The organism is Amycolatopsis sp. NPDC050768, assembly GCF_040654155.1.
GTDB lineage: Bacteria > Actinomycetota > Actinomycetes > Mycobacteriales > Pseudonocardiaceae > Amycolatopsis.
In genome coordinates, this window is record NZ_JBFAHL010000024.1 from 130,590 (window position 1) to 155,315 (window position 24,726).

Annotated in this window: 24 protein-coding genes and 1 tRNA gene; 10 read left to right on the forward strand and 15 right to left on the reverse strand. The window is 69.2% G+C overall.

Annotated features, from left to right (window positions below):
- The first annotated feature begins 143 nt into the window (after positions 1 to 143).
- Positions 144 to 782, forward strand: coding sequence for a nicotinamide mononucleotide transporter family protein (locus tag AB0H62_RS44905; RefSeq protein WP_220247468.1), 639 nt, complete (start codon positions 144 to 146; stop codon positions 780 to 782).
- On the opposite strand, the gene AB0H62_RS44910 is transcribed toward AB0H62_RS44905, so the two are convergent.
- From AB0H62_RS44910 to aceE, 3 genes are all read right to left on the reverse strand, one after another.
- Positions 763 to 2,376: an L-lactate permease gene (locus AB0H62_RS44910; RefSeq protein WP_220237887.1), complete on the reverse strand. Its 1,614-nt coding sequence runs from the start codon at positions 2,374 to 2,376 to the stop codon at positions 763 to 765. The two genes, AB0H62_RS44905 and AB0H62_RS44910, sit on opposite strands and share 20 nt — an antisense overlap.
- A 220-nt stretch (positions 2,377 to 2,596) precedes the next feature.
- Positions 2,597 to 3,808: an alpha-hydroxy acid oxidase gene (locus AB0H62_RS44915; protein ID WP_220237888.1), complete on the reverse strand. Its 1,212-nt coding sequence runs from the start codon at positions 3,806 to 3,808 to the stop codon at positions 2,597 to 2,599.
- Positions 3,809 to 3,963: 155 nt separating this feature from the next.
- Positions 3,964 to 6,759, reverse strand: coding sequence for a pyruvate dehydrogenase (acetyl-transferring), homodimeric type (gene aceE, locus AB0H62_RS44920; RefSeq protein WP_360592320.1), 2,796 nt, complete (start codon positions 6,757 to 6,759; stop codon positions 3,964 to 3,966).
- Positions 6,760 to 7,190: 431 nt separating this feature from the next.
- On the opposite strand from aceE, the gene AB0H62_RS44925 reads away from it, so the two are divergent.
- The 3 genes from AB0H62_RS44925 to AB0H62_RS44935 all read left to right on the forward strand — a co-directional run bounded on the left by AB0H62_RS44925 (position 7,191) and on the right by AB0H62_RS44935 (position 8,286).
- The gene (locus tag AB0H62_RS44925; RefSeq protein ID WP_220237890.1) at positions 7,191 to 7,625 is read left to right on the forward strand and encodes a DUF3052 domain-containing protein; all 435 of its coding nucleotides are present in this window, start codon (positions 7,191 to 7,193) and stop codon (positions 7,623 to 7,625) included.
- 75 nt (positions 7,626 to 7,700) lie between these two features.
- Positions 7,701 to 8,162 (forward strand): peroxiredoxin, encoded by a 462-nt coding sequence (locus AB0H62_RS44930; protein WP_220237891.1) that lies wholly within the window; start codon positions 7,701 to 7,703, stop codon positions 8,160 to 8,162.
- 49 nt (positions 8,163 to 8,211) lie between these two features.
- Positions 8,212 to 8,286, forward strand: a tRNA-Val gene (locus tag AB0H62_RS44935).
- A gap of 55 nt (positions 8,287 to 8,341) precedes the next feature.
- Here AB0H62_RS44935 and AB0H62_RS44940 read toward each other — a convergent pair.
- The 8 genes from AB0H62_RS44940 to AB0H62_RS44975 form a co-directional block, all read right to left on the reverse strand.
- Complete coding sequence (locus tag AB0H62_RS44940; RefSeq protein ID WP_360592321.1) at positions 8,342 to 9,502, reverse strand: tyrosine-type recombinase/integrase; 1,161 nt, start codon at positions 9,500 to 9,502, stop codon at positions 8,342 to 8,344.
- Entirely contained in the window at positions 9,502 to 9,705 is a 204-nt protein-coding gene (locus AB0H62_RS44945; RefSeq protein ID WP_360592322.1) for a helix-turn-helix domain-containing protein, read from the reverse strand. Before AB0H62_RS44945 ends, AB0H62_RS44940 begins: the two co-directional genes overlap by 1 nt.
- Before the next feature lie 1,267 nt (positions 9,706 to 10,972).
- Positions 10,973 to 11,191, reverse strand: coding sequence for a hypothetical protein (locus AB0H62_RS44950; protein ID WP_360592323.1), 219 nt, complete (start codon positions 11,189 to 11,191; stop codon positions 10,973 to 10,975).
- Between the two features lie 531 nt (positions 11,192 to 11,722).
- Positions 11,723 to 12,709 (reverse strand): AAA family ATPase, encoded by a 987-nt coding sequence (locus tag AB0H62_RS44955; RefSeq protein WP_360592324.1) that lies wholly within the window; start codon positions 12,707 to 12,709, stop codon positions 11,723 to 11,725.
- Positions 12,710 to 13,016: 307 nt separating this feature from the next.
- On the reverse strand, positions 13,017 to 13,268 hold the full coding sequence (locus tag AB0H62_RS44960) for a hypothetical protein (protein WP_360592325.1): 252 nt from the start codon (positions 13,266 to 13,268) through the stop codon (positions 13,017 to 13,019).
- A 133-nt stretch (positions 13,269 to 13,401) separates the two neighbouring features.
- Positions 13,402 to 13,779: a hypothetical protein gene (locus tag AB0H62_RS44965; RefSeq protein WP_360592326.1), complete on the reverse strand. Its 378-nt coding sequence runs from the start codon at positions 13,777 to 13,779 to the stop codon at positions 13,402 to 13,404.
- Positions 13,776 to 14,168, reverse strand: a complete 393-nt coding sequence (locus tag AB0H62_RS44970; RefSeq protein WP_360592327.1) for a hypothetical protein — start codon at positions 14,166 to 14,168, stop codon at positions 13,776 to 13,778. The genes AB0H62_RS44965 and AB0H62_RS44970 overlap by 4 nt, the downstream gene beginning before the upstream one ends.
- Positions 14,169 to 14,170: 2 nt before the next feature.
- Positions 14,171 to 14,464 (reverse strand): helix-turn-helix domain-containing protein, encoded by a 294-nt coding sequence (locus AB0H62_RS44975; RefSeq protein WP_360592328.1) that lies wholly within the window; start codon positions 14,462 to 14,464, stop codon positions 14,171 to 14,173.
- A 192-nt stretch (positions 14,465 to 14,656) separates the two neighbouring features.
- On the opposite strand from AB0H62_RS44975, the gene AB0H62_RS44980 reads away from it, so the two are divergent.
- Entirely contained in the window at positions 14,657 to 15,007 is a 351-nt protein-coding gene (locus AB0H62_RS44980; protein WP_360592329.1) for a GntR family transcriptional regulator, read from the forward strand.
- Here AB0H62_RS44980 and AB0H62_RS44985 read toward each other — a convergent pair.
- A complete protein-coding gene (locus AB0H62_RS44985; RefSeq protein WP_360592330.1) occupies positions 15,004 to 15,204 on the reverse strand; it encodes a hypothetical protein in 201 nt (66 codons plus the stop codon). The genes AB0H62_RS44980 and AB0H62_RS44985 overlap by 4 nt on opposite strands.
- A 223-nt stretch (positions 15,205 to 15,427) precedes the next feature.
- Here AB0H62_RS44985 and AB0H62_RS44990 point away from each other — a divergent pair, with 223 nt between their 5' ends.
- Together AB0H62_RS44990 and AB0H62_RS44995 are read left to right on the forward strand one after the other, a co-directional pair.
- The gene (locus AB0H62_RS44990) at positions 15,428 to 16,663 is read left to right on the forward strand and encodes a helix-turn-helix transcriptional regulator (RefSeq protein WP_360592331.1); all 1,236 of its coding nucleotides are present in this window, start codon (positions 15,428 to 15,430) and stop codon (positions 16,661 to 16,663) included.
- Between the two features lie 1,401 nt (positions 16,664 to 18,064).
- Entirely contained in the window at positions 18,065 to 19,162 is a 1,098-nt protein-coding gene (locus AB0H62_RS44995; RefSeq protein ID WP_220237904.1) for a hypothetical protein, read from the forward strand.
- Between the two features lie 169 nt (positions 19,163 to 19,331).
- Here AB0H62_RS44995 and AB0H62_RS45000 read toward each other — a convergent pair whose 3' ends face one another.
- Entirely contained in the window at positions 19,332 to 19,883 is a 552-nt protein-coding gene (locus AB0H62_RS45000) for a carboxymuconolactone decarboxylase family protein (RefSeq protein WP_255637660.1), read from the reverse strand.
- 80 nt (positions 19,884 to 19,963) lie between these two features.
- Here AB0H62_RS45000 and AB0H62_RS45005 point away from each other — a divergent pair, with 80 nt between their 5' ends.
- Entirely contained in the window at positions 19,964 to 20,425 is a 462-nt protein-coding gene (locus AB0H62_RS45005; RefSeq protein ID WP_220237905.1) for a MarR family transcriptional regulator, read from the forward strand.
- 4 nt (positions 20,426 to 20,429) lie between these two features.
- On the opposite strand, the gene AB0H62_RS45010 is transcribed toward AB0H62_RS45005, so the two are convergent.
- Positions 20,430 to 21,635 (reverse strand): aminotransferase class V-fold PLP-dependent enzyme, encoded by a 1,206-nt coding sequence (locus AB0H62_RS45010; protein WP_220237906.1) that lies wholly within the window; start codon positions 21,633 to 21,635, stop codon positions 20,430 to 20,432.
- A gap of 45 nt (positions 21,636 to 21,680) precedes the next feature.
- Here AB0H62_RS45010 and AB0H62_RS45015 point away from each other — a divergent pair, with 45 nt between their 5' ends.
- On the forward strand, positions 21,681 to 22,298 hold the full coding sequence (locus AB0H62_RS45015; protein WP_220237907.1) for a GntR family transcriptional regulator: 618 nt from the start codon (positions 21,681 to 21,683) through the stop codon (positions 22,296 to 22,298).
- Between the two features lie 4 nt (positions 22,299 to 22,302).
- On the forward strand, positions 22,303 to 23,070 hold the full coding sequence (locus AB0H62_RS45020) for a metallophosphoesterase (protein WP_360592332.1): 768 nt from the start codon (positions 22,303 to 22,305) through the stop codon (positions 23,068 to 23,070).
- Here AB0H62_RS45020 and AB0H62_RS45025 read toward each other — a convergent pair.
- Entirely contained in the window at positions 23,060 to 24,685 is a 1,626-nt protein-coding gene (locus tag AB0H62_RS45025; protein WP_220237909.1) for a CocE/NonD family hydrolase, read from the reverse strand. The genes AB0H62_RS45020 and AB0H62_RS45025 overlap by 11 nt on opposite strands.
- Between the last annotated feature and the right edge of the window lie 41 nt (positions 24,686 to 24,726).

Sequence of the window (24,726 nt, forward strand, 5' to 3'; positions counted from 1 at the left end):
GTTCGGACTGGCCCGGTGCATCGGGAGGGCACCGGGCCTGTCCGCGTGCTGGGACGGTGTCGCCCGCCTCACACCTCGGGGAATCCCGCGCCCGCCCGAGGTGTTGCGGCGAGAGTTACATGGGGACGAGAAGGGGTGCGGACGTGGACTTCCTGCTGCAGCACGGTGTCACGGTGTTCGGCCAGTGGATCTCGATCGCGGAGCTCGCGGGGCAGGTGCTCGCGCTCGCGGTCGTGTTCCTCGCCGACCGGCGGACGCTGTGGACCTGGCCCGTGCAGGTCGGCGCGACGATCCTGCTGTTCTCTGTCTACGTTTCCGCACACCTGGGCGGCCTGGCCAGCCGGCAGATCGCCATCCTCGCGATCTCGCTCTACGGCTGGTGGGCATGGCGGCGCCGCACCGACCCAGTCAACGGGGTGGTCGTGCGCACCGCGCGGGCGACCGAGCGGTGGGCGATGCTCGGCGCGTTCGTGGTCGGCACGGTGGCGATGGCGTTGGTGCTGCAGGCGCTGAACGCGTCGTGGGCGCCGTGGCCGGACGCCGCGATCTTCATCGGCACGCTCGTCGCCTTCGGTGCGCAGGGCGCGGGGCTGGTCGAGTTCTGGGGTGTGTGGCTGGTGGTCGACGCGATCGGCGTGCCGTTGCAGATCTCCTCCGGCCTGTACTTCTCCGCCGCGATCTACCTCGTCTTCGCGGTGCTGGTCGTGCACGGCTGGTGGAACTGGAACCGCTCGGCCAAGCGCGTGGCCGCGCACCGGGCGGTCACGGCAGCATCCAGCTGAGCACCGGGGTGCTCTGCCCGAACACGATCAGGCACATGACCAGCAGCAGTCCCACGCTCCACGGCAGCACCTTGCGCAGCAGCTTGCCCTCTTCGCCCGGCAGGTTGGCCGCGACGCACGCGATGGTCAGGTTCTGCGGCGAGATCATCTTGCCCAGCACGCCGCCGGAGCTGTTCGCCGCGGCCAGCAGGTCCGCGCGCAGGCCCGTCTGGTGCGCGGCCGTGACCTGCAGGGCGCCGAACAACGCGTTGGCTGAGGTGTCCGAACCCGAGACGGCGACGCCGAACCAGCCGAGCACGGGGGAGAGGAACGCGAGCCCGGCGCCGGCGGCGGCGATGAACGTGCCGATCGTGGTCGTCTGGCCGGACAGGTTCATCACGTAGGCCAGCGCGAGTACCCCGGTCACGGTGACGATCGCGAACCGCAGCTCCTTCACCGTCGCCAGCCACTCCCGTCCGGCCGTGCTCGCGGCGACCTTGAGCACCACGAGCGTGAGCAGCCCCGCGATGAGCACGAGCGTGCCGCCGGTGTTGAGGAACGGCAGCGAGAACGTGTTGCCGGACACGGCTTTGCCGTCCGGGCCGTGCACGTCGAGGCCGGGCCAGTGGAACTTCCACGTGGCCGCGTCGAGGAGCTTCTTGATCGGCGGCACCTGCGCGAGCGAGAAGATCACGATGATCAACGCGTAGGGCAGGTAGGCGCGCACGACCTCGCCGCGCTCGTCCGGCCGGTCGAGCGTCGCGGTGCGGGAGCCGGTGAGCACCTGCGCGCGGACCTCGGCGGGCACCGCGCGGCGCGTCATCGGCAGCGCTACGAGCGCGGCGGCGCCGGCCAGGGCCGCACCGATGTCGGCCAGCTGCGGCGAAACGAAGTTGGACGCGAGGAACTGCACCACGCCGAACGCGACGCCGCAGACCAGCGCCGGCACCCACGTCTCCCGCAGGCCGCGTTTCCCGTCGACGATGATCACCAGCAGCAGCGGCACGAACAGCGCCAGCAACGGCGTCTGCCGCCCGACGATCGACGACACCTGCTCCAGCGGCAGCCCCGTCACCTGCGCGAGCGTGACCACGGGCGTGCCCATCGCGCCGAACGCGACCGGCGCGGTGTTCGCGACGAGCGCCACCACGGCGGCCTTGCCCGGCCCGAACCCGACCGCCACGAGCATCACCGCGCTGATCGCCACGGGCGCGCCGAAGCCGGCCAGCGCCTCCATCAACGCGCCGAAGCAGAAGGCGATGATCAGCGCCTGCAGCCGCGGGTCGTCGGAGATCCGCCCGAACGAGCGGCGCAGCACGTCGAAATGACCCGTGTGCACGGTGATCCGGTAGATCCACAGCGCGTTGACCACGATCCACAGGATCGGGAACAGCCCGAACGCCGCCCCTTGCAGCGCGCCGGAAATCGCTTGTCCCACAGGCATCCCGTACACGGCGATGCCGACGACGAGCGCCACGACAAGCCCGATCAGCGCGGCGTGGTGGGCCTTGGTCCGGACCACCCCCAGTAGCACCAGCACCACGGCCAGCGGCACCACCGCGACGAGCGCGGAAAGCCCGAGACCACCGAGCGGAGCCAGGTCTTGCACGAACACGCCGACCTCCCGGGGGGACCGCCGTTTCCGGATTGCGGAAACAGCCTTTCACGAGGTGGCAGAGATACTCGTCACAGTCCCACCGGTACGTCAACCCGGTGTCGCACGTCTGGACCAATGCCCCAACGCGGCATTGGGTGTGTTGGGCGCACCGAATGTGGCGTTCGGTGCAACGCGCACCAAGAACGCCACATCGGGGCGATTCAGGCTCGGCGGAAGGTCAGCGCAGGGTCACGTGCGAAGGTCGCAGGTCCTCGACGCGGCGCACGCCCAGCAGCTGCATGGTCCGGATCATCTCCGTGCGCAGGATGTCGACGCAGCGCTGCACACCGCGCTCGCCGCCCGCCATCAGGCCGTAGAGGAACGCCCGGCCGACGAGCACGAAGTCGGCGCCGCGCGCGATCGCGGCCACGATGTCGCCGCCGGAGAGGATGCCGGTGTCGACCCAGACCTCGGCGGTGCCCTGGATCTCGTCGAGCACCGCGGGCAGAAGCTCCAGCGGCGTCGGCGCGCGGTCGAGCTGGCGGCCGCCGTGGTTGGACAGGACCACGCCGTCGGCGCCGTGTTTCACCACGTCGCGCGCGTCGGCCACGTTCTGCACGCCCTTGACCACGAGCTTCCCGGGCCAGGTGCGGCGCACCCAGTCGAGGTCGTCGAAGTCGAGCGTGGGGTCGAAGAGCTGGGCCAGCAGCTCGGCCACGGTGCCGTCGAAGTGGCTCAGCGACGCGAAGTTCAGCGGCTCGGTGGTGAGCAGGTTGAACCACCACGCCGGGTGCATCGCGCCGTCGGCGAAAGTCTTGAGCGTGAGCGCCGGCGGGATGGTGAGGCCGTTGCGCACATCGCGCATGCGCGCGCCGGCCACCGGGGTGTCGACGGTGAGCAGGAGCGTGTCGTAGCCGTTCTCCCACGCGCGATTCATCAGATCTTCGCCCGCGCCGTGGTCGCGCCACACGTAGAGCTGGAACCACTTGCGCGCGTCGGGCGCCGCCGCGGCGAGGTCCTCGATGGAGGTGGTCGCCATGGTGGACAGGCCCATCGGGATGCCGTTGCGCTGCGCCACGCGGCCCACGGCACGCTCGCCCTCGTGCTGCATCATGCGCGTGAACCCAGTGGGCGCGAAGCCGAACGGCAGCGCCGAGGTCTTGCCGAGCACCGTCCGCGTGGTGTCCACATCGGACACGCCGCGCAGCACGTTGGGGTGGAACTCCACGCGCCGGTAGGCCTGGCGGGCGCGCAGCAGGCTGTCTTCGAGCTCGGCCGCCCCGTCGGTGTAGTCGAACGCGGCGCGCGGTGTGCGCTTGCGCCCGATCATCCGCAGGTCGGCGATCGTGTGCGCGCCGGCCAAGCGCCGCTCGGTCGGGTTGAGCACGATCGGCTTCGGCCGCAGGATCTGCTTCAGTTCACTCGGCCGCGGCAGACGACGCTGGGTCACGCGCGATCACCCTTCCTCAGGCGCTCGGTCATTTCAGGGACGAGAGCTCTCGGACGCTGAGATACATCCGATGTCTACCCTAGTGGGCTGGGGTCTCGAAACAACAAGACCCTCCGGGCCATTGTGCGCCCGGAGGGTCTTGCTGCGACCACTGCTTACGCGTTGCCCGAGTCCGACGTCTGCGGGCCGGCGGCCGAGACGTCGTCGAGGCGGTAGCGGCGCACCGCTTCGGTCACCTTGTCCTGCGCTACCTCGCCGCGCTTGGCGAGCGCAGTGAGGGCGCCGACCACGATCGACTGCGCGTCCACGAGGAACTTGCGCCGGGCGGCCGGGCGGGTGTCGGAGAAGCCGAACCCGTCGGTGCCGAGCGTGAGCATGTCGGTGGGCACCCACGGGCGGATCAGGTCCGGCACCGCGCGCATCCAGTCCGACACCGCCACGACCGGCCCGTTGACGCCCGACAGCGCCTGCGTCACGTACGGCACGCGGGGGCTGTCGGCCGGGTGGAGCAGGTTGTCGTGGTCGATTTCCACGGCCTCGCGGCGCAGCTCGGTCCACGACGTGGCCGACCACACCGCCGCGCGCACGCCCCACTCCTCGGCCAGCAGCTGCTGGGCCTTGAGTGCGTCGGGCATCGTGACGCCGGAGACGAGGATGTGCGCCTCCGGGCCGTCGCCCGCCGGGGCGTCGGCGTACTTGTAGAGACCCTTGAGCAGGCCGTCGACGTCGAGGTTCTCCGGCTCGGCGGGCTGCTGGTAGGGCTCGTTGTAGATCGTCAGGTAGTAGAAGACGTTCTCGCCGTTGCCGTGCGGCCCGGTCTCGCCGTACATGCGCCGCAGACCGTCGCGGACGATGTGGGCGATCTCGAACGAGTAAGCCGGGTCGTAGGCCACGACCGCCGGGTTGGTCGCCGACAGCAGCAGCGAGTGCCCGTCGGCGTGCTGCAGGCCCTCACCGGTCAGCGTGGTGCGGCCCGCCGTGGCGCCGAGCACGAAGCCGCGCGCCATCTGGTCCGCCGCCGCGTACAGGCCGTCGCCGGTCCGCTGGAACCCGAACATCGAGTAGAAGATGTAGATCGGGATCATCGGTTCGCCGTGCGTGGCGTACGAGGTGCCGACGGCCGTGAACGACGCGGTGGAACCCGCCTCGTTGATGCCCTCGTGCAGCAGCTGGCCCTTCTCGGACTCCTTGTAGGCCAGCATCAGGCTCGCGTCGACCGACGTGTACGTCTGGCCGTGCGGGTTGTAGATCTTGGCAGTCGGGAACATCGAGTCGAGACCGAACGTGCGTGCCTCGTCCGGGATGATCGGGACGACGCGCTTGCCGATCTCCGAGTCCTTCGCGAGCTCGCGCACGAGCCGGACGAACGCCATCGTGGTGGCGACCTCCTGCTTGCCCGAGCCCTTCCGGATGCCCTCGTAGACCTTGTCGCCCGGCAGCACGAGCGCCTTGGCGTGCTTCGGCCGGCGCTCCGGCAGGTAGCCGCCCAGTGCCTTGCGGCGGCCGATCATGTACTCGATCTCGGGCGAGTCGGGGCCCGGGTGGAAGTACGGCGGCAGCTTCGGGTCGCGCTCGAGCTCGGCGTCGCTGATCGGGATGCGCTGGGCGTCGCGGAACAGCTTGAGGTCGTCGAGCGTGAGCTTCTTCATCTGGTGCGTGGCGTTGCGGCCCTCGAACGCCGGGCCGAGGCCGTAGCCCTTGATGGTGTGGGCGAGGATCACCGTCGGCTGGCCGTGGTGCTCCATGGCCGCCTTGTACGCGGCGTACACCTTGCGGTAGTCGTGGCCACCGCGCTTGAGGTTCCAGATGTCGCCGTCGGAGAGGTCCTTGACCAGGTCCTTCGTCCGCGGGTCGCGGCCGAAGAAGTGCTCGCGCACGTACGCGCCGTCATTCGCCTTGTACGTCTGGTAGTCGCCGTCCGGCGTCACGTTCATCAGGTTGACGAGGGCGCCGTCGCGGTCGGCGTGCAGCAGCGAGTCCCACTCGCGGCCCCAGATGACCTTGATCACGTTCCAGCCCGCGCCGCGGAAGTACGACTCGAGCTCCTGGATGATCTTGCCGTTGCCGCGCACCGGGCCGTCGAGCCGCTGCAGGTTGCAGTTGATCACGAAGGTCAGGTTGTCGAGGCCCTCGCCGGCGGCCACGTGGATGAGGCCGCGCGATTCCGGCTCGTCCATCTCGCCGTCGCCGAGGAACGCCCAGACGTGCTGGTCGTTGGTGTCCTTGATGCCGCGGTCGCGCAGGTAGCGGTTGAATCGCGCCTGGTAGATGGCGTTCATCGGGCCGAGGCCCATCGACACCGTGGGGTTCTCCCAGAAGTCCGGCATCAGCCGCGGGTGCGGGTACGACGGCAGGCCGCCACCCTCACCGGCGTGGCTGTACTCCTGGCGGAAGCCGTCGAGCTGCGACGAGGACAGGCGGCCCTCGAGGAACGCCCGCGCGTACATGCCCGGGGAGGCGTGGCCCTGGAAGAAGACCTGGTCACCGCCGCCGGAGTGGTCCTTGCCGCGGAAGAAGTGGTTGAAGCCCACCTCGTACAGCGCCGCGGACGAGGCGTAGGTCGAGATGTGCCCGCCGACGCCGACGCCCGGCCGCTGCGCGCGGTGCACCATGATCGCGGCGTTCCAGCGGATGTAACGGCGGTAGCGGCGCTCGATCTCCTCGTCGCCGGGGAACCACGGCTCGTTCTCCGTGGGAATCGTGTTCACGTAGTCCGTGGACGTGAGCGCGGGCACGCCGACGTTGCGCTCGCGGGCGCGCTCCAGGATGCGCAGCATCAGGTAACGCGCGCGCTGCTGACCACCCCTGGCCAGCGCCTCGTCGAAGGAGTCCAGCCACTCGGCGGTCTCCTCCGGGTCGATGTCGGGCAGGTGCGCCGCGAGTCCGTCACGGATGACGCGTACGCGTGCCGGGGTCTCCTTGCCGGAGGCGCCGTCGTTCTGCGGGGCCAAGGGGTCTCCTTGTAACTGGTTGTAGCCGTTGTAGCTGCTGGGCGGGAGTGCACGCCGATTCCCATCGTCGTCCCCGGCCCGGCTCCCGTCACCTTTACTGTCCGGTAACAAGGGTCGCCCCGAGTGTGCCACTCCCCGCGTGCGGTGTATCGCGCGCGCGTTTTCTTCTCCCCAACACTAGAGGAGAGGTTTCCGGGGGTTGCCGGAGCGGTCGTGCGACACTGCCCACAGACACCTGTCCCGGGGTCACCGAAGACCCCGGGGGGCCTCCACGCTGCGACACGACTTGTCAAAGATCCGGTGTGGACGGTTGCGCGCAGCGCCGCGCCAGTGTTCGCTATCGACAACCGTGTACCCGAGTGTGGTGGCCGGCGCGGCTTCGCCCGTGTGTCCGACCACCGCGCTCCGTCGTAGTTGGAGGAGTGGAAGCAGTGGTCGCCGCGGGAGACGCAGGCACTGCCGGCGTCGCCGAGAGCCTTGGCATCAAGCCGGACATGGTGGTCCAGGAGATCGGCTGGGACGAGGACGTCGACGAAGACGTTCGCGCGGCGATCGAGGAGGCGATCGGCGCCGAACTCCTCGACGAGGACGCCGACGAAGTCATCGACGTCGTGCTGCTCTGGTGGCGCGAAGACGACGGCGACCTGGGCGACGCCCTGGTCGACGCCCGGGGTCCGCTGGACGAGAACGGCGTGATCTGGGTCCTGACGCCCAAAACGGGTCAGCCCGGGCACGTCGAGCCCAGTGAGATCGCCGAAGCCGTGCCCCAGGTCGGTCTGTCACAGACCGCCAACATCAGCGTGGGAGCCGACTGGCTCGGGACCCGCCTGGTGTCGCCGAAATCCTCGAAGGCGAAACAGCGGTGAACCGGGGCCTGCGCAGCTGACACGATAGGGTTGTCGGCGCAGGTTTCGTGATCGCTTTCGGAGAGGATTCGCCGCATGGCCGTCGAGGTCGGTACGCCAGCCCCGGACTTCACGCTCAACGACTACAACAAGCAGCCCGTCACGCTGTCGTCGTTCAAGGGCGACAAGCCGGTGCTGCTGGTCTTCTTCCCGTTCGCGTTCAGCGGGACCTGCACCGGCGAGCTGTGCCAGCTGCGTGACGAGTTCGCCGACTACGACACCCAGGGCGTGCAGATCCTGGGCGTCTCCGTCGACGCGGTCTTCTCGCTGAAGGTGTGGGCCGAGCAGCAGAACTACCAGTTCCCGCTGCTCTCGGACTTCTGGCCGCACGGCGCGGTCGCCCAGGCCTACGGCGTCTTCAACGACAAGGCCGGCATGGCCCTGCGCGGCACGTTCCTCATCGACACCGACGGCATCGTCCGCTTCGCCGAGGTCAACCAGCCCGGCGAGGCTCGCGACCAGTCGGCGTGGAAGAAGGCCGTGGCCGAACTGGCCTGACGTTCTTTTTGTTGACGGGCCCGGCTTCTCACCGGCCGGTCCCGTCAGCGGGCGCATAGCTCAGCGGAAGAGCACTCGGTTTACACCCGAGCGGTCGCAGGTTCGAACCCTGCTGCGCCCACCAGGCGGAACGGGGCTCCCAAGATCATTGGGAGCCCCGTTGACATCACCATTTGACATCAGTCGCCGGTGGCGCGGAGGTTCATCCGGTCCGCCAGCCGCTTCTTTGCCGTGTCGAGGACGTGCCCGTAAATGTTCGCCGTCGTTGCGATCGAGGCATGGCCGAGCTGTTCCATCACCTCCCGAATGGTCGCGCCGTCGAGCAGGAGCAGCGTCGCGGCGGTGTGGCGCAGGTCATGGACCCGGACGTGATCGAGCTTGGCGTTCGTCAGGATGCGTTTGAGCATCGTGTTGACGTTGCGCGGCTCCACGACGCGCCCTGAACTCGTGACGAAGATGAGGTCGTCTGGCTGCCCCTGAGCAGGGTTGAGAGGCTCTGAGAGCCGCTCAGCGGTTTGCTGGCGGTGCTTGGCCAGGGCGGCAAGCGCGACCTGGCCGAGGTAGATCTCTCGGCGGGATCGCTTCGTCTTCACCTTGCCGAACAACAGCCGGCCTCGGACGCGCTGGACCGTCCGACGGACCTTCACGAGTCCCGTTTCCATGTCCACGTCCGACCAGGTGAGCCCGAGCGCTTCTCCCTTCCTGAGTCCGGTGGTAACGAGGATCAGCCACAGCGCGTGCAGCCAGTGAGCAGCGACCGCGCGAAGGAACGTGCGGGCGGCCTCTTCGTCCAACGGTTCGATGTCGGTTTCCCCGCGGCTTGGCGTGGTCACCAGGCGCGCGACGTTCCGCCCGATCAGCTCTTCTTTGCAGGCGTTGCTCAGAGCGCTTCGTAGCACCTCGAAGACGTTCTGTACGTACCGGTCGGACAGCTTCTCACCGTGAACGGTCTTCTCCTTTCGCAACTTCGCGATGAGGCCTCGTACGTCACGCGGTGTCAACGCGTTCAGCTTCCGCTTGCCGAGGTGGGGTTTGAGGAACCGGCGAATGACGGTCTCGTACCCGGCGTACGTCGATTCGGCGCGCTCGACCTTGATGATGCTCTCCACCCAGTAGTCCAGGTAGTCGCCGAGTTGCATGGTCGAGCTCATCGACGGCACACCTTTGCGGTTGTTGTCGAGCAGCTCGACACGCTTTTCCTTCACCTCGTCGCGCGTTTTGCCGTAGACGTACTTGCGCTTGCTGCTCCCGTCCGGGGTGAGCACGTAGACAGCGGCGTGGAATCGCCCGTCTTTTCGGGCGACGATCGTGCCCATGCCGTTCTCTGCTCGCTTCGCCATCAGGCGGCCTCCTCGATGAGGGCGTTGACGTAGTCCTCGACCGAGGACCGTGGGATTCGGCGGGCCCCGAAGACCTTCACGGACTTGAGGAGGTCAAGCCGAATGAGGTCGTACACGCGGGTGCGGCCGATGTTCAGGAGGTGGGCAGCCTCCTCGACGCGCAGCAACAGGCGGTCGGTGGCTTCTGTGTCGTGCGTGTGCATGGATGAGGCTCCGAAGATCGCAGGTACGTGCGGCGTTGGCGCGTGATCGCGCATCTCCTCCTCCTTGGTTTTGGGCGTGCTGGGTCGCCGTGCGGCCAGCTGGTGGCCGCACGCAGCGGTTGGTGAGCTGGTGTGGTTGGTGCGTGGTGGTGGCGGAGCTGGGGACGGCTTGCCGAGGAGTGGCGTATCCCCCTCCTGCCAGCCTTGGCGCGGCGGTCGGGTCAGGGGCTGGCAGGTGGGGGGTGGGGGCCTGCCGTATCCGCCTGGTGTCGCGGTGGTCGGGTGGTTGGCGTGTGGCTAGGGCTAGGCCCTGGCGCGCGGATGAGAGCGGCTCTGGGGCGGCGTCGTGGGTGTCTCCGTTCGACGGGTCTAGGTGTCTAGGTAGCTGGTTGGGGGGACGGAGGGGTCTAGGGCCGGGGTCTAGACCTAGACCCCGCTCGGTCTAGGACAGCTGGAACAGTGGCGCGAGGGAGGGAGTCGGCGCGAGGGTCGCGAACCCGCCGATTCCGGGGGTTTGGGCACCCGGATTCCCTCCATTCCCTAGGCTCCCTGGCCTCCTTCCTGGGCATGTCTGCGCAGCTCAGCAGTAGGGAGGCGGCCGAGGGAGCCGGACAGGGAAAATTCCCTCGGGTCGGCGCGGCTCCCTCGTCGGCTCCCTCGTGCTTCGCGGTGTCGGTGGTGGTGTCGGCGACGGCCGCGAGGGTGAGTGCGCAGCGGTCGATCTGGTCGATGGCATGGCCGGCCATCTTCCGGAGCCGGGCCGCGCTCGAGTAGGTGATCCGGGCGACGGCCGACGCGCTGAACATGGCGGAGCTCCTTCCTGTCGTGGTGGCCCCGGCGGGGTCGCCGGGGGCGTGCTGAGCGGTTTACGGGGCGAGTTACGCCCCGGGTTACGGCCTGCGAACCGAGTTACGGATCTAATTCGGGGTCACCGCGGCCCGTAATCCGGTCTGACCTGCGGGAAGTTACGGAATTACGCGAGTTACGCCCCCTCCCGAGGTGCCGCCCGGACCCCGGAATCCAGGGTGTCGCGTGCGGTCCGGCGGCCGTAATTCCGTCGGGGCCCGCCAGGTGCAGTGAGTGGGCGGCGCGTCGACCCCGGGAACCTTGCTCCGAGGGCCTCTTACGGGGCCGCGTCGCGTCGATCCACTGAGCCACTGGCCGCTCATCTGCGCTGGTGGCGCGCAGTGGGTCGGGTAAGTGGGCGGTCGAGTGGGGATCCACTGGCGATGCGTCGGGCCACTGCCGGATCCACTGCGCGTTGCAGTCACGTGGGGGCTCCTGCGGGGTGGGGTCGGGAGTGGCCGGCGGGGGTGAGGCGGGTGGTGAGCTGGTGGTCGATGCCGCGCATGGCTTGGTGCAGGAGCCAGGCGATCGCGACGAGGGGGAGCCGGGCGAGGTGCAGGGTGAGGAAGGCGGTCACGGCGAGCAGGAAGCCGAGCAGCTTGGCCGGGCCGTACTGGTCGAGGACGTCGAACGCGGACATGGGTGCCTCCATCGGCGTGGGTGAACGGTCGGGTGAAGCGGGAGGGGAGCTGCGGTGGTGGGGAAGGATTTGCTTCTCCGGGCTCCCCCGCGCGTTTCCCCTGCCGTGAGCTGCGGTTTCGAGCCGGGAGGGGAGGAGGGGGAGCAAGGGGAACGGCCGCTTCGGGCTGTGCCTGTGGGTCGTTTTGCGGGTGGTCGGTGGGTGTGTCGGCATTCCCCTCGGGTGGTGCGCGGCGCGGGGTTCGGACCGGTGCCAGCACCTGTGCCACCCGTGCCAGATCTGTGCCAGGGGTGGCACGGGTTGTGCAGGGGGTTTGACCTGGGGTTTTACGGTGTTTTCGGTGACCCGTGCCACCTGTGCCAGGGGCATAGGAGGGGGTGGCATGGGTGGCACGGGTGCCAGTGGCCTATGTGCCTGGCACGGGTGGCACGGGTCGGGTTTTCCGCCCTGTTTCAGCAGATCAGGGGCGGTTTCCGATCCGTGCCACCCGTGGCGCGGGTGTGGCATGGGTGGCACGGGTGCTGGCACGGGTCAGGTGGGCAGCCGCCAGAACGTCGCGCGGCCTTCGGTGCGCACGGTGATGCCGAGCTTGGTGCGGGCGCGGGCGAGGGTGCGTTCGGTGATCCCGTCGATCTTCGCGGCCTGTTTCGCCTCGGCCGAGGCGGCTTCCCCGCCGTGCTCGGTGAGGTAGTCGCGCAGCCAGTCCTGCGCGGCTTCGTTCTCGCGGCGTTCGGCCCGGTCCGGCGGTGCGTCGTCGAGCAGGTCGTTGACGTGCAGGTCGGTTTCGCCGGTGATGACCATGCGGCCCCACTGGCCGGGGCCGCTGGGTGTCTGGACCTCGACCGACTCGACCACGTAGCGCAGCGAGGGGAGGCCGAGCTCGCCGAGGTTGTTCTTGACCTGGGAGATCACGGCGGAGCCGTCGTCGTCGCGGGTGTTGCGGGCGAACGCGATCACGGCGCGGGCGACGGCGGAGAACGCCCGGCCGCCCATGATCCGGGAGAGCACGTCGGTGCCGGCGGATTTGTTGAAGTGCGCGAGCCCGAAGATGGTGCACCCGGTTTCGTCGGCGAGCTTCGTCAGCGGTTCCAGGCCGATGCGCAGGTCCCGGTCCTGGTGGGGGTTGAGGTTGTCGTCGAGGACGGAGATCAGCGGGTCCACGATCAGCAGCGCGACGTTGTGCGCGCGGATCGCGTCGGCCATGGCGTCGCAGTCACGCGGCAGCGACAGCGGCATCGAGGTGCCGCTGATGTGCTCGACCTCGACCCGGTAGACGTGGTCCATGTCGGCCCCGGCGACGTGCAGGCGCCCGGCGAGGGTGCGTTCCCAGCTGTCTTCGGTGGCCGCGTAGATGACGCCCTTGGGGCTGCCCTCGTGCACGCCGGGGAGCCTGCCGTGGGTGACCTGGGCGGCCAGCCACGCGCAGAACAGCGACTTGCCGATGCCCTCGCGGCCGGGGCCGACCGTGAGCGCGCCTTCCGGGACGCGCCCGTCCCATAACCAGGTCGGGGGTGCCATGGAGATCTCCGATGCGGGGGTGAGTCGGATGTGGCGGATACGCGCCGGGGCGGGTTCACGCGGTTCGTGAACGGCCCGCGAGTCGGCGTCCGGGGCGGTCTCACGGGCGCCCGCGTCCGCCGGGTCGACCGGCCACAAGTGCCGTGTGCTGGACTCGGGGTGGGTCACTGGTGAACTCCCTTGCGCTGGGTGGATCGAGGGTCGATCCGGGCTGTACTCGTGCAGGTCAGGCGGGGACTCGGCCTGTGGTGAGTCCAGGTCGATCCGGGGTCGACTCGCGCTGGTCGTGGTGGTGATCGAGGTGGATTCAGTCCCCGGTCCGGGGTGCGGGCATCGAGGCCGAGTACGGCGGGTGGCCGGGTTCGTCGGCGACGTCGCGGTACACGGCGGTCCCGAGGTAGACGGCGGTGCCGGTGTCGGGGTCGACGCTGAACACGGGCACGTAGTAGTTCCCGAGTCCGTCGGTGAGCAGGTGCACCGGGCCGTTCGTGAACGGGTCGGCGCTTCGGCCGGCGTCGCTCTCGCGGACGGTCCGGTCGTGGGCGTCGTGGTCGCGCATGGAGGTCTCCCGAGGGGAAGTCGAGGGCAGCACCGATCGGCGCTGCCATAGGGGTGGGGTGTGCTGGCGCCCGGCGCGGGTCGTGCGGCGGATCTGCGAGGCGGGCCACGCCGGGCGCCAGCGGGTTCGAGGGTTACCGGTTGCGGTGGGCGGCGCTGCAGAGCTCGGCAGCGGCTGTGAGGCAGCGTGCGGGGACGTGCCCGGGCGGGAACACGTCCAGCTCGTTGCCCGCGCGCAGGCGGTCGGCCATGCAGGCGAGGGGGCCGCGTCCGGTGCGGCGCACGCCCTCGACCGTCATTTCGGCCGCGTGGTCGAGGATCGTGCCGTAGCGGCCGATGGTGTCGCCGCTGTGCGCGATGGCCACGGCGATCTCGTCGACGGTGAGGACGTAGGGGGCCGGGGCGCCCGGTGCCCAGATGCCGACCCGGGCCACGGTGCTGCCGTCGGCGGCGATGCCGGGCGCGGCCGGGGCGAGCCGGTAGCCGTCGTAGGTGGTGCGTCCGTCGATCATCGGCCCGCCCCCGAACGCGGGGCGGGGAGCCCGTTCGCGAACAGCTGGGCCACCCGGGCGCGGACCAGGGCCAGGCGGGGGCGCTGGACGCGGTCGCGCTCGACCTGGGCCAGGCCGAGGCGCTGCAGTTCCATGTCCTCGGTGCCTTCGCAGAGCAGCATTTCCAGCGCGAGCTGGCGCACGTAGCGCGCGTCCTTCAGGCACTTCTTGATGTCCTCGGTCGAGGAGTCCCACAGCGCCGACCACACCAGCGCGGTCAGGTCCTCCAGCGTCAGTCGCGTCGCCATCGACACGCGCACCGTCCCGTCTTCCTGCTGGGTGGTGGTGTGGAACGGGGTCTTCGCCCCGCCGATCGAGCCTGCCGCCATCGCCCTACGCAGCGTCCCCATGATCACGCCACCTCCGCCGCGTCGGCGCTGGCCTCGACCTGGGCGATCTCGGTGTCGGTGTCGTCGGCCGCCGCCGCCTCGCCACCCTCGACGTAGCCGCGGTAAGCGGCGTCGGCGCAGTCGTTCAGGTAGGTGTTCACGGCCTGGCCGGGGATGCGCAGGGCGCCCTTGCCGGTGCCGATCTTCAGCGCGTCCAGCTGCCCGGACTCGATGGCGCGGTAGATCGTGGCGCGGGAGACGTCGAGCATCTCCGCCAGCTGCTTGACTCGGAAGTACCGGTTAGTCTCGACCTGCATCGTTGCTCCCAGAGGTTTCGATGTGGGCCCCGGCCGGTGTTCCAGCACCGCCGGGGCCGTCTGCTGTTCGCGGGGGTTTGTGCGATCCCTGCGACACGAGGAACAGTAGGACGACATAGCCAACATGGGCAATATAAGTAGTAGTTGTTCACCTGGATGGGTTAGTTGACTTGGTGTCGTAACCTGTCTGGCATGCCGAAACTTGACCCGAACGACGCTCGCTCGCCGTACCTGCAGGTGTCGGAGTCGCTTCGCTCCGAGATCTACGCCGGCTCGTTCGAACCGGGGGAGAAGCTGCCTTCGCACCAGGCGATTGCTGATGACTTCGGTGTGTCCGTAGGGACCGTCAAGCGGGCTTTCGCGCAGCTGCAAGAAGAGCAGCTCATCGTGACTCGGCAAGGGCAGGGTTCGTTCGTGCGCGACCCCTTGCCACCCGTTGTGGACCACGGGGCTCCCGGTGACCTTGGCCAGGTCTACGAGCAGATCGCGACGATTCGTCGTCTGCTCGACTCGGTGGAACGGCAACTTCGTAGTCACGGTTAGTTCGCCAGGCCTCGGAAGAACGCCACCAGGCCGTCGATTGCGTCGCCGACCGTCGCGGCTGCCCCATGGGCCCAGTTCGCCGCATCGGCGGGGTAGCGGATGATCAGGATCAAGAGCGCAATCGCAACTCCGCAGCCGATCACCTTCCGGAGCAGTCCGCCGCCAGTCTTGAAGCCGGGAATCTGTGTCTTGGCCATCGAGTTTCATCTCCCGTGTACGTTGCTGCGACTTCCGTTGCTGGTGTCGCTGCCTTCGCTTACAACCATCGTCGTCACGGAGCGTTGAAAGTAGTGTCACCATCAGTGACACTGAGGTGATGCGGGGATACATGAGCATCACCAGCGCATCACCGCGTAACACTTGGCGCGGGTGCCACACTGGAAGTGCAGGTCAGCCAGCCACGAGGGAGAGGGACGCAGGATGAGTGACGACCAACCGACGTGGGCCAAACGCATCAGGGCGATGCGGGAGGCACGCGGCTGGTCCCAGACGGAGGCGGCGGAGCAGATGCGCCGGCACTCCCCTCGGGCGCTGCCTGAAACGGACCACCTGGCGCGACGGTGGAAGGCGTGGGAGCTGGGGGAGAACAAGCCCGGTCGCGAGTACGCGCCGATCATCGCCGCGACGCTCAACACAGTCACCCAGTCGCTGTTTCCGCCCGACGAGAAGCCGAATACGGGTCTGGAAATCCTCAACGCGACTGGCATGGACACCCTCGAAATCGTGTCGCGTCTCCAGGCATCTGACGTAAATGACGCCACTCTCGAAGCCGTACGAATCACAGTCGACAAGCTCTGCTCCGAGTACGCACGCCAGCCGCCTTTCGAGCTGATCGGCGAGGGACGGCAGTGGCTTCGGCGACTTGTCGAAATGCAGGAGCAGCGACTCAATTTCAGGCAGCGACGCGATACCCTGGAATTGGCCGGCTGGTTGGCGCTTCTGGTGGGCTGTCTTGAGTACGACCTCGGGGACCGACGGGCCGCCGAGGCGACTCGTCAGGCGGCACTCAGCCTCGGACGCGAAGTAGGCAGCCCCGGAATTCTCGGGTGGGCGCACGAGATGAGTGCGTGGTTTGCGCTCACCGCGGGCGATTACCGGGGCGTGGTTGCGGCGGGGAAGGCAGGGGAGTCGGCTGCCGAAAACCACAGCGTCTCGGTTCAGCTGATCGCCCAGCAGGCGAAGGCGTACGCACGAATGGGCAAGCGTGCGGAAATGGAAAGCACCCTTGAACGCGGCCGCGTTGCGCTCGACAAGATGGAGTATCCGTCGAATATCGACAATCATTTCGTGGTCGATCCGTCCAAGTACGACTTCTACGTCATGGACTGCTACCGACACGTCGGCGAGGACCGAATGGCCCGGGAGTTGTCAGACGAGGTGATCCGGGTCAGCTCGGGGTTTAACAACCAGGATCGTTGGCCGATGCGCATTGCGGAAGCGCAGGTCACCCTTGGTGTCGTCGCGGCCCGTGAGGGCGACCTGGACGAGGCCGTGAGCTACGGACGGAAGGCGATCGGCAATGGACGCAAGTCGCTGCCATCGCTGGCGATGGTGTCGCAGGACCTGGCGGATGTCCTCCGCGAGCGCTACCCCCGTGAGCGTGAGGCCACCGAGTACCTGGAGCAGCTGCGGGCGATCCAGCGGCCGGCCTCATGAGTGAAGGCGGACGTCAGTTCAGCTGGCGCTTGACTTGGCGCCGTTGAGCGGTCAAACGCCAGCTGCGAGGGCGTTTCCCGTCATGTGCCCGTTTGAGAGGGCACATGACGGGGAGTGGTAGATGACTGCAGGTACAGCTGGCGTGGGGATCTTTGGGGCCGTAGGTCGGTCGTGAGGTCAGCGTGGACTTTTCGTCGCACTAGATTCTTTCATGAAGCCAGCCATGTCGAATATTCTCCCTAATTGTGTGCCCGTTTCCGAGGTGAACGTCGACAAACATGGGATCATCCCCCTTTTCGATATCCAATATTGATAGAAGCTCAAGATAGTAAAAGTCCCATTCCTGGGTGGAGTGAGCCTCAATGCGTCCAGGTAGATCTGGGCTACCCTCTCGCGGTGTAATACTGCAGGCAGGGCTACTGTCGCCGAACCAAATGCTGCGAACCTCTACAGAGGAACGTCCAGAATTAATAATAGTAACGCTCACAAGTGTAACGGATTTTCCGGCGGATTTGTATGCTTCCGGGATTGACTCATTCGTGCGAACTAGTGACGTTGCGCCGCTTGTTTTAACGGAGACAACTGGCCCTTGTCGTCGGAATGAGTAAACGTTCCAAATGAGTGCTCCGCCGGAAATGGTCAGGGATGCGAACGAAATAGCCAGCGCGAATACTGATACGCCAAGAGAGGTCACTGCGCGATGATGGTACACGTGTTTCTCGCAGTCAAGAGCCTCGCCGTGGGCGCGTTCATGCCCCCGCAAAGCGCCAGCACCTCAACCCGCGACCTCCCGTGCCGTCACCTCGGCCGGCGCCAGCGCCCCCTCTGTTTCAGCCCCTGGGCTGACATCCAATTCTGACACCAACGGGTGTGATCCGTCGTGGACGGATCTGAACAACGATGGACGTCGAATCCCTGTCGGAGCAGGAAAAGGACGGGTGCAAGTGGGGAAGCCCTTAATTTACACCCGAGCGGTCGCAGGTTCGAACCCTGCTGCGCCCACGCGGTCCTCTGGGTGGACTGTGTCCGCGGAACGCGCGGACTGGGTCGTCCCACGGTGTCGTTTGGGGGTGCAACCCCCAAACCCCGCCCGGCGGGCTTCGCGCCCGGGCCCCCACGGTGGTCGTCTTGGGTGGGTTGTCTCCGGATTCCCGCGGTGGTCGGCTTGCGTGGGTGGTCTCCCGGGTTCCGGCGGTCGTCGGCTGGGGTGGTCGTGGCGGCGCCGGACGTTCCGGCGGTGGTCGTGGGGGGTGCGCCCGGAGCTGCCCCCGGCGGGGGTCGTCTTTGTCTGATCTGTAACGGTTGGTGATCGGTCGGGGACGGGTCGAGACCGGCGCGGCGGAGTGGCCCTACGCTGGACCGGCGTGATCGGAGGGTCGCCGGTCTGCGGTGGGGGGACGAGTGGACGCGCAGCGTGCATATCGGCGGGTCAGCGGGACGTTCGGATTCTTCGCGCTGCTGTTCAGCACCGCGGTGGGCACGGCGGCCGTCGCTGACGGAGCGCTGAGCCGGTCGAGGGTGGAGTGGACGCCCGCGCTGGTGCTGGCGGGAATCGCAGTGGTCGGAGCGGTGGTGCTGCGGGCCGGGCGGAAGGTCGCGTCGGCGCGGTACGTCGAAGCCTCCAGGCGGCGGCGCCGGGCGGGGTTTTCGCCGGCGTTCCCGTTCACGCTGGCCGCCTGGGTGCTCGCCGCGGCGGGATTCGGGGCGGTGGCCGGCACCGCGGTCGTGGCCGGCGAACTCGGGGACGCCGAATCACATGCGCGCCTGCAGAACCTCGTGGACTTCCCGCGGCCGATTCTCCTGCTGTTCGCCGGGCTCGTGCTCCTGGCGGCCGCCGGGTACTACTCGTGGCGTTTTCGGGAACGGCACGAGCTGCTGGCGCTGCAGGCGGCGGGGATCGCGGTCTTGGTCGAGCCTGAGCCGCCGCGGCCGATCCAGACGACCCGGCTCTGGCTCGTCGGCACGCTGGTCGACGCCTCGCTGTTCGCCGGCGCGATCGTGCCCCGGCTGCTGTCCGACGGCGACCGCCCCACCTCGGACGAGCTCCTCAACGGCGGCTTTGGCGTCCTCGCCGGGCCGGCAGTCGTGAGCTTCTCGATCCTGCTGCTCATGATGGTCAACTGGTCGACCCGCCGATCCGCCTGGCGCGCCCTGTCCCACCCGGCTTCCCTCGGCGCCCTCGCCCTGGTGGCGATCGGCTACGCCCTCGACGCCGGCGCCGGCCTCTCGGTCGTCGGCGCCGTCATCGGCGTCGCCGGCATCCTCCTCGGGTCGATCACCTGCCTGAACATCATGACCCGTGGCGCCCAGCCGTGGATGGGCCTGCTGTACCTCGCCGGCAACTACGTCTACGGCTACCTCACCGCCCCGAACGGCGACTACGTCCTCCCGCAGGGCGTCACCGGCTGGATCATCGCCGTGCTGGCGGCGGCCTACGCGATCCGCGAGGCGATCAAGCACTACCGGGAGTGGACCGCGGTGGAGCCGCCGCCGTTCTGAGGCCGGCGGACCGGGGCCGGGCCTGCCCCCTCGACAGGCCCGGCCGCGTGGTGCGCGTCGCGGGCGAACGTGGAGTAGGAGGCTCGGCGGGCCCCGGTGGATACGTCGGAGACTGCGGCAAACGGGTGATCTTCCGAGACCGACGAGGACCCGACGAGGACCGACGCTGTCAGGCGGCGGTCCACGCGTGCTCGGTCAGGCTCGGGTGCAGGGGAGCGGCCACGAGCCGGTTGGCGAACGTCGAAAGCGTGTACGCGCCGATGCCCAGCACCACCTCGAGTGCCTGCCGCGGGGTGTAGCCGGCGGCGAGGAACGCGTCGAGGTCAGCAGCAGGCACATCACCGGTCGTCGCGAACGTGGTCAAGGCGAACTGGCGCAGCGCCTCCAGCCGAGGCACGGGCAATGGCGCCGACGCGCGCAGCGCGGCGATCAGCGAAGCCGGCGCGTCGAGCTGCACCAGCTTCGCGGTGTGCATCGCGACGCAGAAGTGGCAGCTGTTGCGCGTGGATACCACCAGGATCAGCGTCTCGCGCTCCAGCAGCGACAACGTGGTGGTCTCGAACAGGGCGCTCAGCTTGAGGAACCCGTTCAGCAGCTCCGGCGACGTCGCCAACCGGGCGACGGCGGCCGGCAGTGAGCCGAACTGGGCTTCGGTCGCGGCCAGTGCGCGGCGGGCGGCCGGTGGGGCGGTCTCGGCGGTGTGCTCGGGGAAGTGCGGCACGGAACCCTCCTGGGGTAAAGTCGTCAACGTGGTTGTCGAATTCCAGAAGGTAAACCTGGTTGTCGAATTTGGCAAGCGGCATGGCTGACGCGCCCGGCTTCGAGCTGCCGTTGCTGCTGTTCTCGGGCTTCCGCACGCTGATCGACGACCTGCACGCCGAGCTCGCCCGCCAGGGGCACCCCGACGTGCGCCCCGCGTTCGGCTTCGCGATGCAGGCCATCGGACCGCGCGGGGCCACCGCGTCGGAGCTGGGCAAGCGGCTCGGCGTCTCGAAGCAGGCCGCGGGCAAGACCGTCGACCGCCTGGAGCAGCTCGGGTACGCCGAGCGCGCCGACGACCCCGAGGACGCCCGCCGCAAGCTCGTGCGGCTCACCCCGCGCGGCATCGACTCCCTCGCCCGCTCCGCCGCCATCTTCGAAACGCTGCGCGCGAACTGGGTGGGCGAGCTCGGCGCCGACCGCGTCCGCGCCCTCGAAGCCGACCTGCGCACCATGACCGGCGGCGGCTTCCGGCTCGACGTCGCGGGCTGGTTCGCCGGGTAGCGCGTCAGCCGTTGCGCGACTCCTGGGCCAGCTTCGCCACCTGGCTCGTCAGCAAGTCGATCTCGCCCTCGGTGTTGTAGTAGTGCACCGACGCGCGGACGAGGTCGGGCAGGTCGCGGGCGGTGAAGTCATACTGCGCCGAGGTCGCGTGGGTCACGCTCGTGTTGATCTTCGCGGCCGAAAGCCGCACCTTCACCTGCTCCGCGCCGAGGCCGTCGAGGCTGAACGCGACGAGCCCGCACTTGCGCGCGCCGACGTCGTGCACCCGCACGCCGTCGAGGTCACCGAGGCGGCCGCGCAGCGTCGCGCCCAGCTCGGCCACGCGGTGCTCGATCGCCGGCAGGCCCCATTCGAGCGCGTAGTCGACGGCCGCGCCGAGCCCCAGCACGGCCGCGTAGTCGCGTTCCCAGACCTCGAACCGCTTCGCCGTCGGGTCCACCACGAACTCGTCCGGCGACTCCCAGCTGGCCGAGTGGAGGTCGAGCATCGCCGGCTCGAGCTGCTCGCGCAGCCGCGGGTGCACGTAAAGGAAGCCGGTGCCGCGCGGCCCGCGCAGGTACTTGCGGCCGGTAGCCGACAGTGCGTCGCACTGCAGCAGCTCCACGTCGAGGTCGAGCTGCCCGGCCGACTGGCACGCGTCGAGCAGGAACGGGATCCCGGCCTCGCGCGCGACCTTGCCGATCTCCTCGGCCGGGTTCACCAGGCCGCACTGCGTCGGCACGTGGCTCACGGCGATGAGCTTCACGTCGTCGTCGATCAGGCGGCGCAGGTCGGCCACGTCGAGCTGGCCGGTCTCGTCGTCGGCGACCACCTCCACGCGTGCCCCGGTGCGGCGCGCCACCTGCAGGTAGGCGATCGCGTTGCTCGCGTACTCGGCGCGGGAGGTCAGGATCCGGTCGCCCGGGCCGAAGCGCAGCGCGTAGAAGACCGCCTGCCACGAGCGTGTCGCGTTGTCCGTGATCGCGATGTCCTCGGGCGCGGCGTTGATCAGCCTCGCCACGGACGTGTACACGGCCTCGGTGCGCTCGGCCGCCGCCGCGGCGGCCTCGTAGCCGCCGACCAGCGCTTCGGCTCGCAGGTAGTCGACCATCGTGTCGGTGACGCGGGCCGGCGGGAGCGCCGAACCGGCGTTGTTGAAGTGGACGACGCCGGTGCAGCCGGGCGTCTCGGCGCGGGCGCGGGCCACGTCGGCGGGCTGGATGCTGACCATGTGAACTGAATACAGTAGGGCCAGTCTGTATGCAATACTGCGCGGATGACCAAGCGACTCCTGCGGGGTGAGCTCATCGAGGAGATCACCGCGCGCGTGCTCGACGGCCGGCTGGACGCCCGGATCAACGAGGTGCACCTCGCGCGCGAGCTCGGCGTGAGCCGCACGCCGCTGCGGGAAGCGCTGATCGGGCTCGCCGACCGCGGGCTGCTCGTCGCCGCGCCCGGCCGCGGGTTCCTCGTCGCGCCGCTCGACCCGGAGGAGGCCCGGCGGCTCTACCCGCTGGTCGCCGAGCTGGAGTCGCTCGCCCTGCGCTGGACCTCGCCGCTGGACCTGACCCTCCTACCGGACGCGCTCGACGCGATCGCCGACGAGATGGCGGCTCGGCCCGCCGGCGCCGATCTGTCCACTGTGGACGATCGCTGGCACGAGCTGTTGCTCTCCCGCTGCGGCAACCCGCACCTGCTGCGCTTGATCGAGCAGACCAAACCTCTGCTCAAACGCTACGAATCCGTGTACTTCGGCGGCCCCGAGCGGGCCGCCGAGAGTATCGACGAGCACCGGGGGATCGCCGACGCGCTGCGTTCCGGCGACGGGCCCGGCGCGACGGCGCTGCTCGTGCGCAACTGGGTCAAGGCACTGGCGTACCTCGAACGGAGCTGAACGTATGAAGGTCTTCGCGCACCTGTCGGACATCCACCTCGACGGCGGCGAACGCGCCGACGCGCGCGCCGCCGCGGTGCTCGACTACCTGCGCGCCCTCGAGCGCCCGGTCGAGGCCGTGTTCGTGACGGGCGACCTCGCCGACCACGGCCTGCCCGAGGAGTACCGCCGCGCGACCGAGCTGCTCAAGCACCCCGCGCCCGTGCTTACGTGTCCTGGCAACCACGACGTGCGCGAGGCCTTCCGCGAGGTCCTGCTCGGCGAGCCGGCGAGCGTCGCCCCGGTGAATGTCGCCACCGACGTGAACGGCGTCCTCGTGGCCATGTGCGACTCGACGATTCCCGGCGAGGGCGCGGGTTATCTCGAAGACGCGACGCTCGCGTGGCTCGACGAAGCGCTCACCGCCCACGACGGTCCCGCGTTCGTCGCGTTCCACCACCCGCCGGTCGAGGTCGGCATCCCGCTCGTGGACGCCATCCGCCAGACCGGCGAAGACCGCCTCGCCGAGGTCCTGCGGCGCCACCCGCGGGTGCTCGCGCTGCTCTGCGGCCACGTCCACACCGGCGCCGCCACCACGTTCGCGGGCGTGCCCGTGCGCGTCGCCCCGGGCGTCGTCTCCGGTGGGCTGCTGCCCGTCGAGCCCGGCGCCGACCGCTCCTGGGCCGAGGGCGGGCCGATCGACCTCGAGCGGCCGCCGTCGCTGCTGCTGCACGTGCTGCACGACGACGGCCGGCTCACCACCCACCAGCGGGTGGTGCCGTTCAGCGGCTGAAGACGGGCAGCGTGACCCGCGACGGGTGCGCCGCGTCGTGGAAGATCTCGAACCGGTTCGCCTTGCCGTCGACGGCGCTCGCCACCGGTTCGCCCGTGCCGTGGTTACGGGCGAAGCGCGGGAACGCACCGCCCGCCACCTGCACGCGCAGCCGGTGGCCGCGGCGGAACCGGTAGGCCGTCGGGTCGAGCTGAACCCGCACCGTCACGATCCCGTGGGCGTCCGCCTCGGGCGCGCCGGGCCGCAGCCGGAGGATGCCGTCGGTGACGTTGCGGGAGCGCCCGTCCTGGTCCACGTCGCAGAGCCGCACGTACACGTCGGCGTGGCCGAGTTCGGTGCGCACGAACACGGTCGCGCTCGCCTCGCCGATCACGTCGAGGTCGGCGATCAGCGGTTCGCCGGTGAACACGAGCACGTCGTCGCGGGCCTCGACCACGTTGTTGTCCTGCTGCTTGTTGGTGCCCGTCAGCAGTGGCCCGCCGACCGCGGGTGTCGGGTCGGCGGGGTCGTAGGTGAACGCGGTGGGCCGGGCTTCGCCGTCGACCACCTCGCCGAGGCCGCCGATCGGCCGCAGGTGCGAGTCGGTGGCCGTGGACTCGGGCGGCCACGCGTCGAAGTCGAGCCAGGTCGCCGCCTGCTGCAGGTACAGCCGCACGGGGGAGCGCTGCAGCTGCGCGCGGTCGTCGAGCAGGTGCGCGCGCAGGAACCCGACCTGGTCCTGCACGGAGATCCGCAGGCTGGCCGGGTCGCCGTGGGCCCACGGCCCGATCGTGATCCGCGGCGCGCGCCCGGCGTCCTGCAGCGTGCGGAAGTCGCGCAGCTGCCCCTGGATGAACAGGTCGTACCACCCGGTGACCATGCTGACGGGCACGGTGAGCCCGGCGACCTCCGCGCTGTGGTCGGACATGGCCCAGTAGCCGTCGTCCGGTTCGGCGTGGGTGGTCACGTCGCGCAGGAACAGCACCTGCTTGCCGATCGCGGCCACATCGGCGGCGTTCAGCGGCAGGTGCGCCATTGCGCGGCGCGTCTTGCGCGTCTGCACCGGGTTCGGCAGCCCGCCGAACCGCTCCTCCTGCCGGCCGATCATGGCCGACCACGACACCATGTTGTCGGCCGCGAGCACCCCGCCCGGGTAGAACGTGCTCACGAACTCCGAAGCCGTCACGCCCAGCGCCATCGCCTCGAGCGGCGGGTCGAGGTAGGGCCCGATCGCCCATTGCGTGTGCCCGAGGTAGCTCAGGCCCGCCGTCGCCAGCCGCCCGTCGCACCACGGCTGCTCGCGCAGCCACTCGGCGGTGGCGATGCCGTCCTCGCGTTCGAGGTGGAACGGGCGGAACTCGCCCTCGGAGCCGAACGTGCCGCGCGTGCTCTGCACGACTGTCTGCAGGCCGTGGCGCGCGAAGACGCTGCCGAAGAGCGCGGCGATCGGCCCGCTGCGCCCGTACGGCGTGCGCACGAGCACGACCGGCCCCGAACGCCGGCCGGCCGGCGTGTACCGGTCGGCCACGAGGTGGACCCCGTCGGGCATGGGTATCCGCAGGCCCTTGGTGGCGACGGGGGCCGGGCCCTCCGCCTTCGGGAGACCGAGCAGGAGGTCGGCGATGCGCTGCAGCACAGGTTTACCCCTTTCACCAATCCGGACGCTTTCGAAGCTAC

What these genes read in the sequence shown, in the direction of transcription:
- AB0H62_RS44930 (WP_220237891.1), top strand. Translation starts at nt 7,701, where the DNA reads ATGGCCGTCGAGGTCGGTACGCCAGCCCCGGACTTCACGCTCAACGAC.
- AB0H62_RS44940 (WP_360592321.1), bottom strand. Translation starts at nt 9,502, where the DNA reads ATGGCGAAGCGAGCAGAGAACGGCATGGGCACGATCGTCGCCCGAAAA.
- AB0H62_RS44945 (WP_360592322.1), bottom strand. Translation starts at nt 9,705, where the DNA reads ATGCACACGCACGACACAGAAGCCACCGACCGCCTGTTGCTGCGCGTC.
- AB0H62_RS44950 (WP_360592323.1), bottom strand. Translation starts at nt 11,191, where the DNA reads ATGTCCGCGTTCGACGTCCTCGACCAGTACGGCCCGGCCAAGCTGCTC.
- AB0H62_RS44955 (WP_360592324.1), bottom strand. Translation starts at nt 12,709, where the DNA reads ATGGCACCCCCGACCTGGTTATGGGACGGGCGCGTCCCGGAAGGCGCG.
- AB0H62_RS44960 (WP_360592325.1), bottom strand. Translation starts at nt 13,268, where the DNA reads ATGCGCGACCACGACGCCCACGACCGGACCGTCCGCGAGAGCGACGCC.
- AB0H62_RS44965 (WP_360592326.1), bottom strand. Translation starts at nt 13,779, where the DNA reads ATGATCGACGGACGCACCACCTACGACGGCTACCGGCTCGCCCCGGCC.
- AB0H62_RS44970 (WP_360592327.1), bottom strand. Translation starts at nt 14,168, where the DNA reads ATGGGGACGCTGCGTAGGGCGATGGCGGCAGGCTCGATCGGCGGGGCG.
- AB0H62_RS44975 (WP_360592328.1), bottom strand. Translation starts at nt 14,464, where the DNA reads ATGCAGGTCGAGACTAACCGGTACTTCCGAGTCAAGCAGCTGGCGGAG.
- AB0H62_RS44980 (WP_360592329.1), top strand. Translation starts at nt 14,657, where the DNA reads ATGCCGAAACTTGACCCGAACGACGCTCGCTCGCCGTACCTGCAGGTG.
- AB0H62_RS44985 (WP_360592330.1), bottom strand. Translation starts at nt 15,204, where the DNA reads ATGGCCAAGACACAGATTCCCGGCTTCAAGACTGGCGGCGGACTGCTC.
- AB0H62_RS44990 (WP_360592331.1), top strand. Translation starts at nt 15,428, where the DNA reads ATGAGTGACGACCAACCGACGTGGGCCAAACGCATCAGGGCGATGCGG.
- AB0H62_RS45005 (WP_220237905.1), top strand. Translation starts at nt 19,964, where the DNA reads ATGGCTGACGCGCCCGGCTTCGAGCTGCCGTTGCTGCTGTTCTCGGGC.
- AB0H62_RS45010 (WP_220237906.1), bottom strand. Translation starts at nt 21,635, where the DNA reads ATGGTCAGCATCCAGCCCGCCGACGTGGCCCGCGCCCGCGCCGAGACG.
- AB0H62_RS45015 (WP_220237907.1), top strand. Translation starts at nt 21,681, where the DNA reads ATGACCAAGCGACTCCTGCGGGGTGAGCTCATCGAGGAGATCACCGCG.
- AB0H62_RS45020 (WP_360592332.1), top strand. Translation starts at nt 22,303, where the DNA reads ATGAAGGTCTTCGCGCACCTGTCGGACATCCACCTCGACGGCGGCGAA.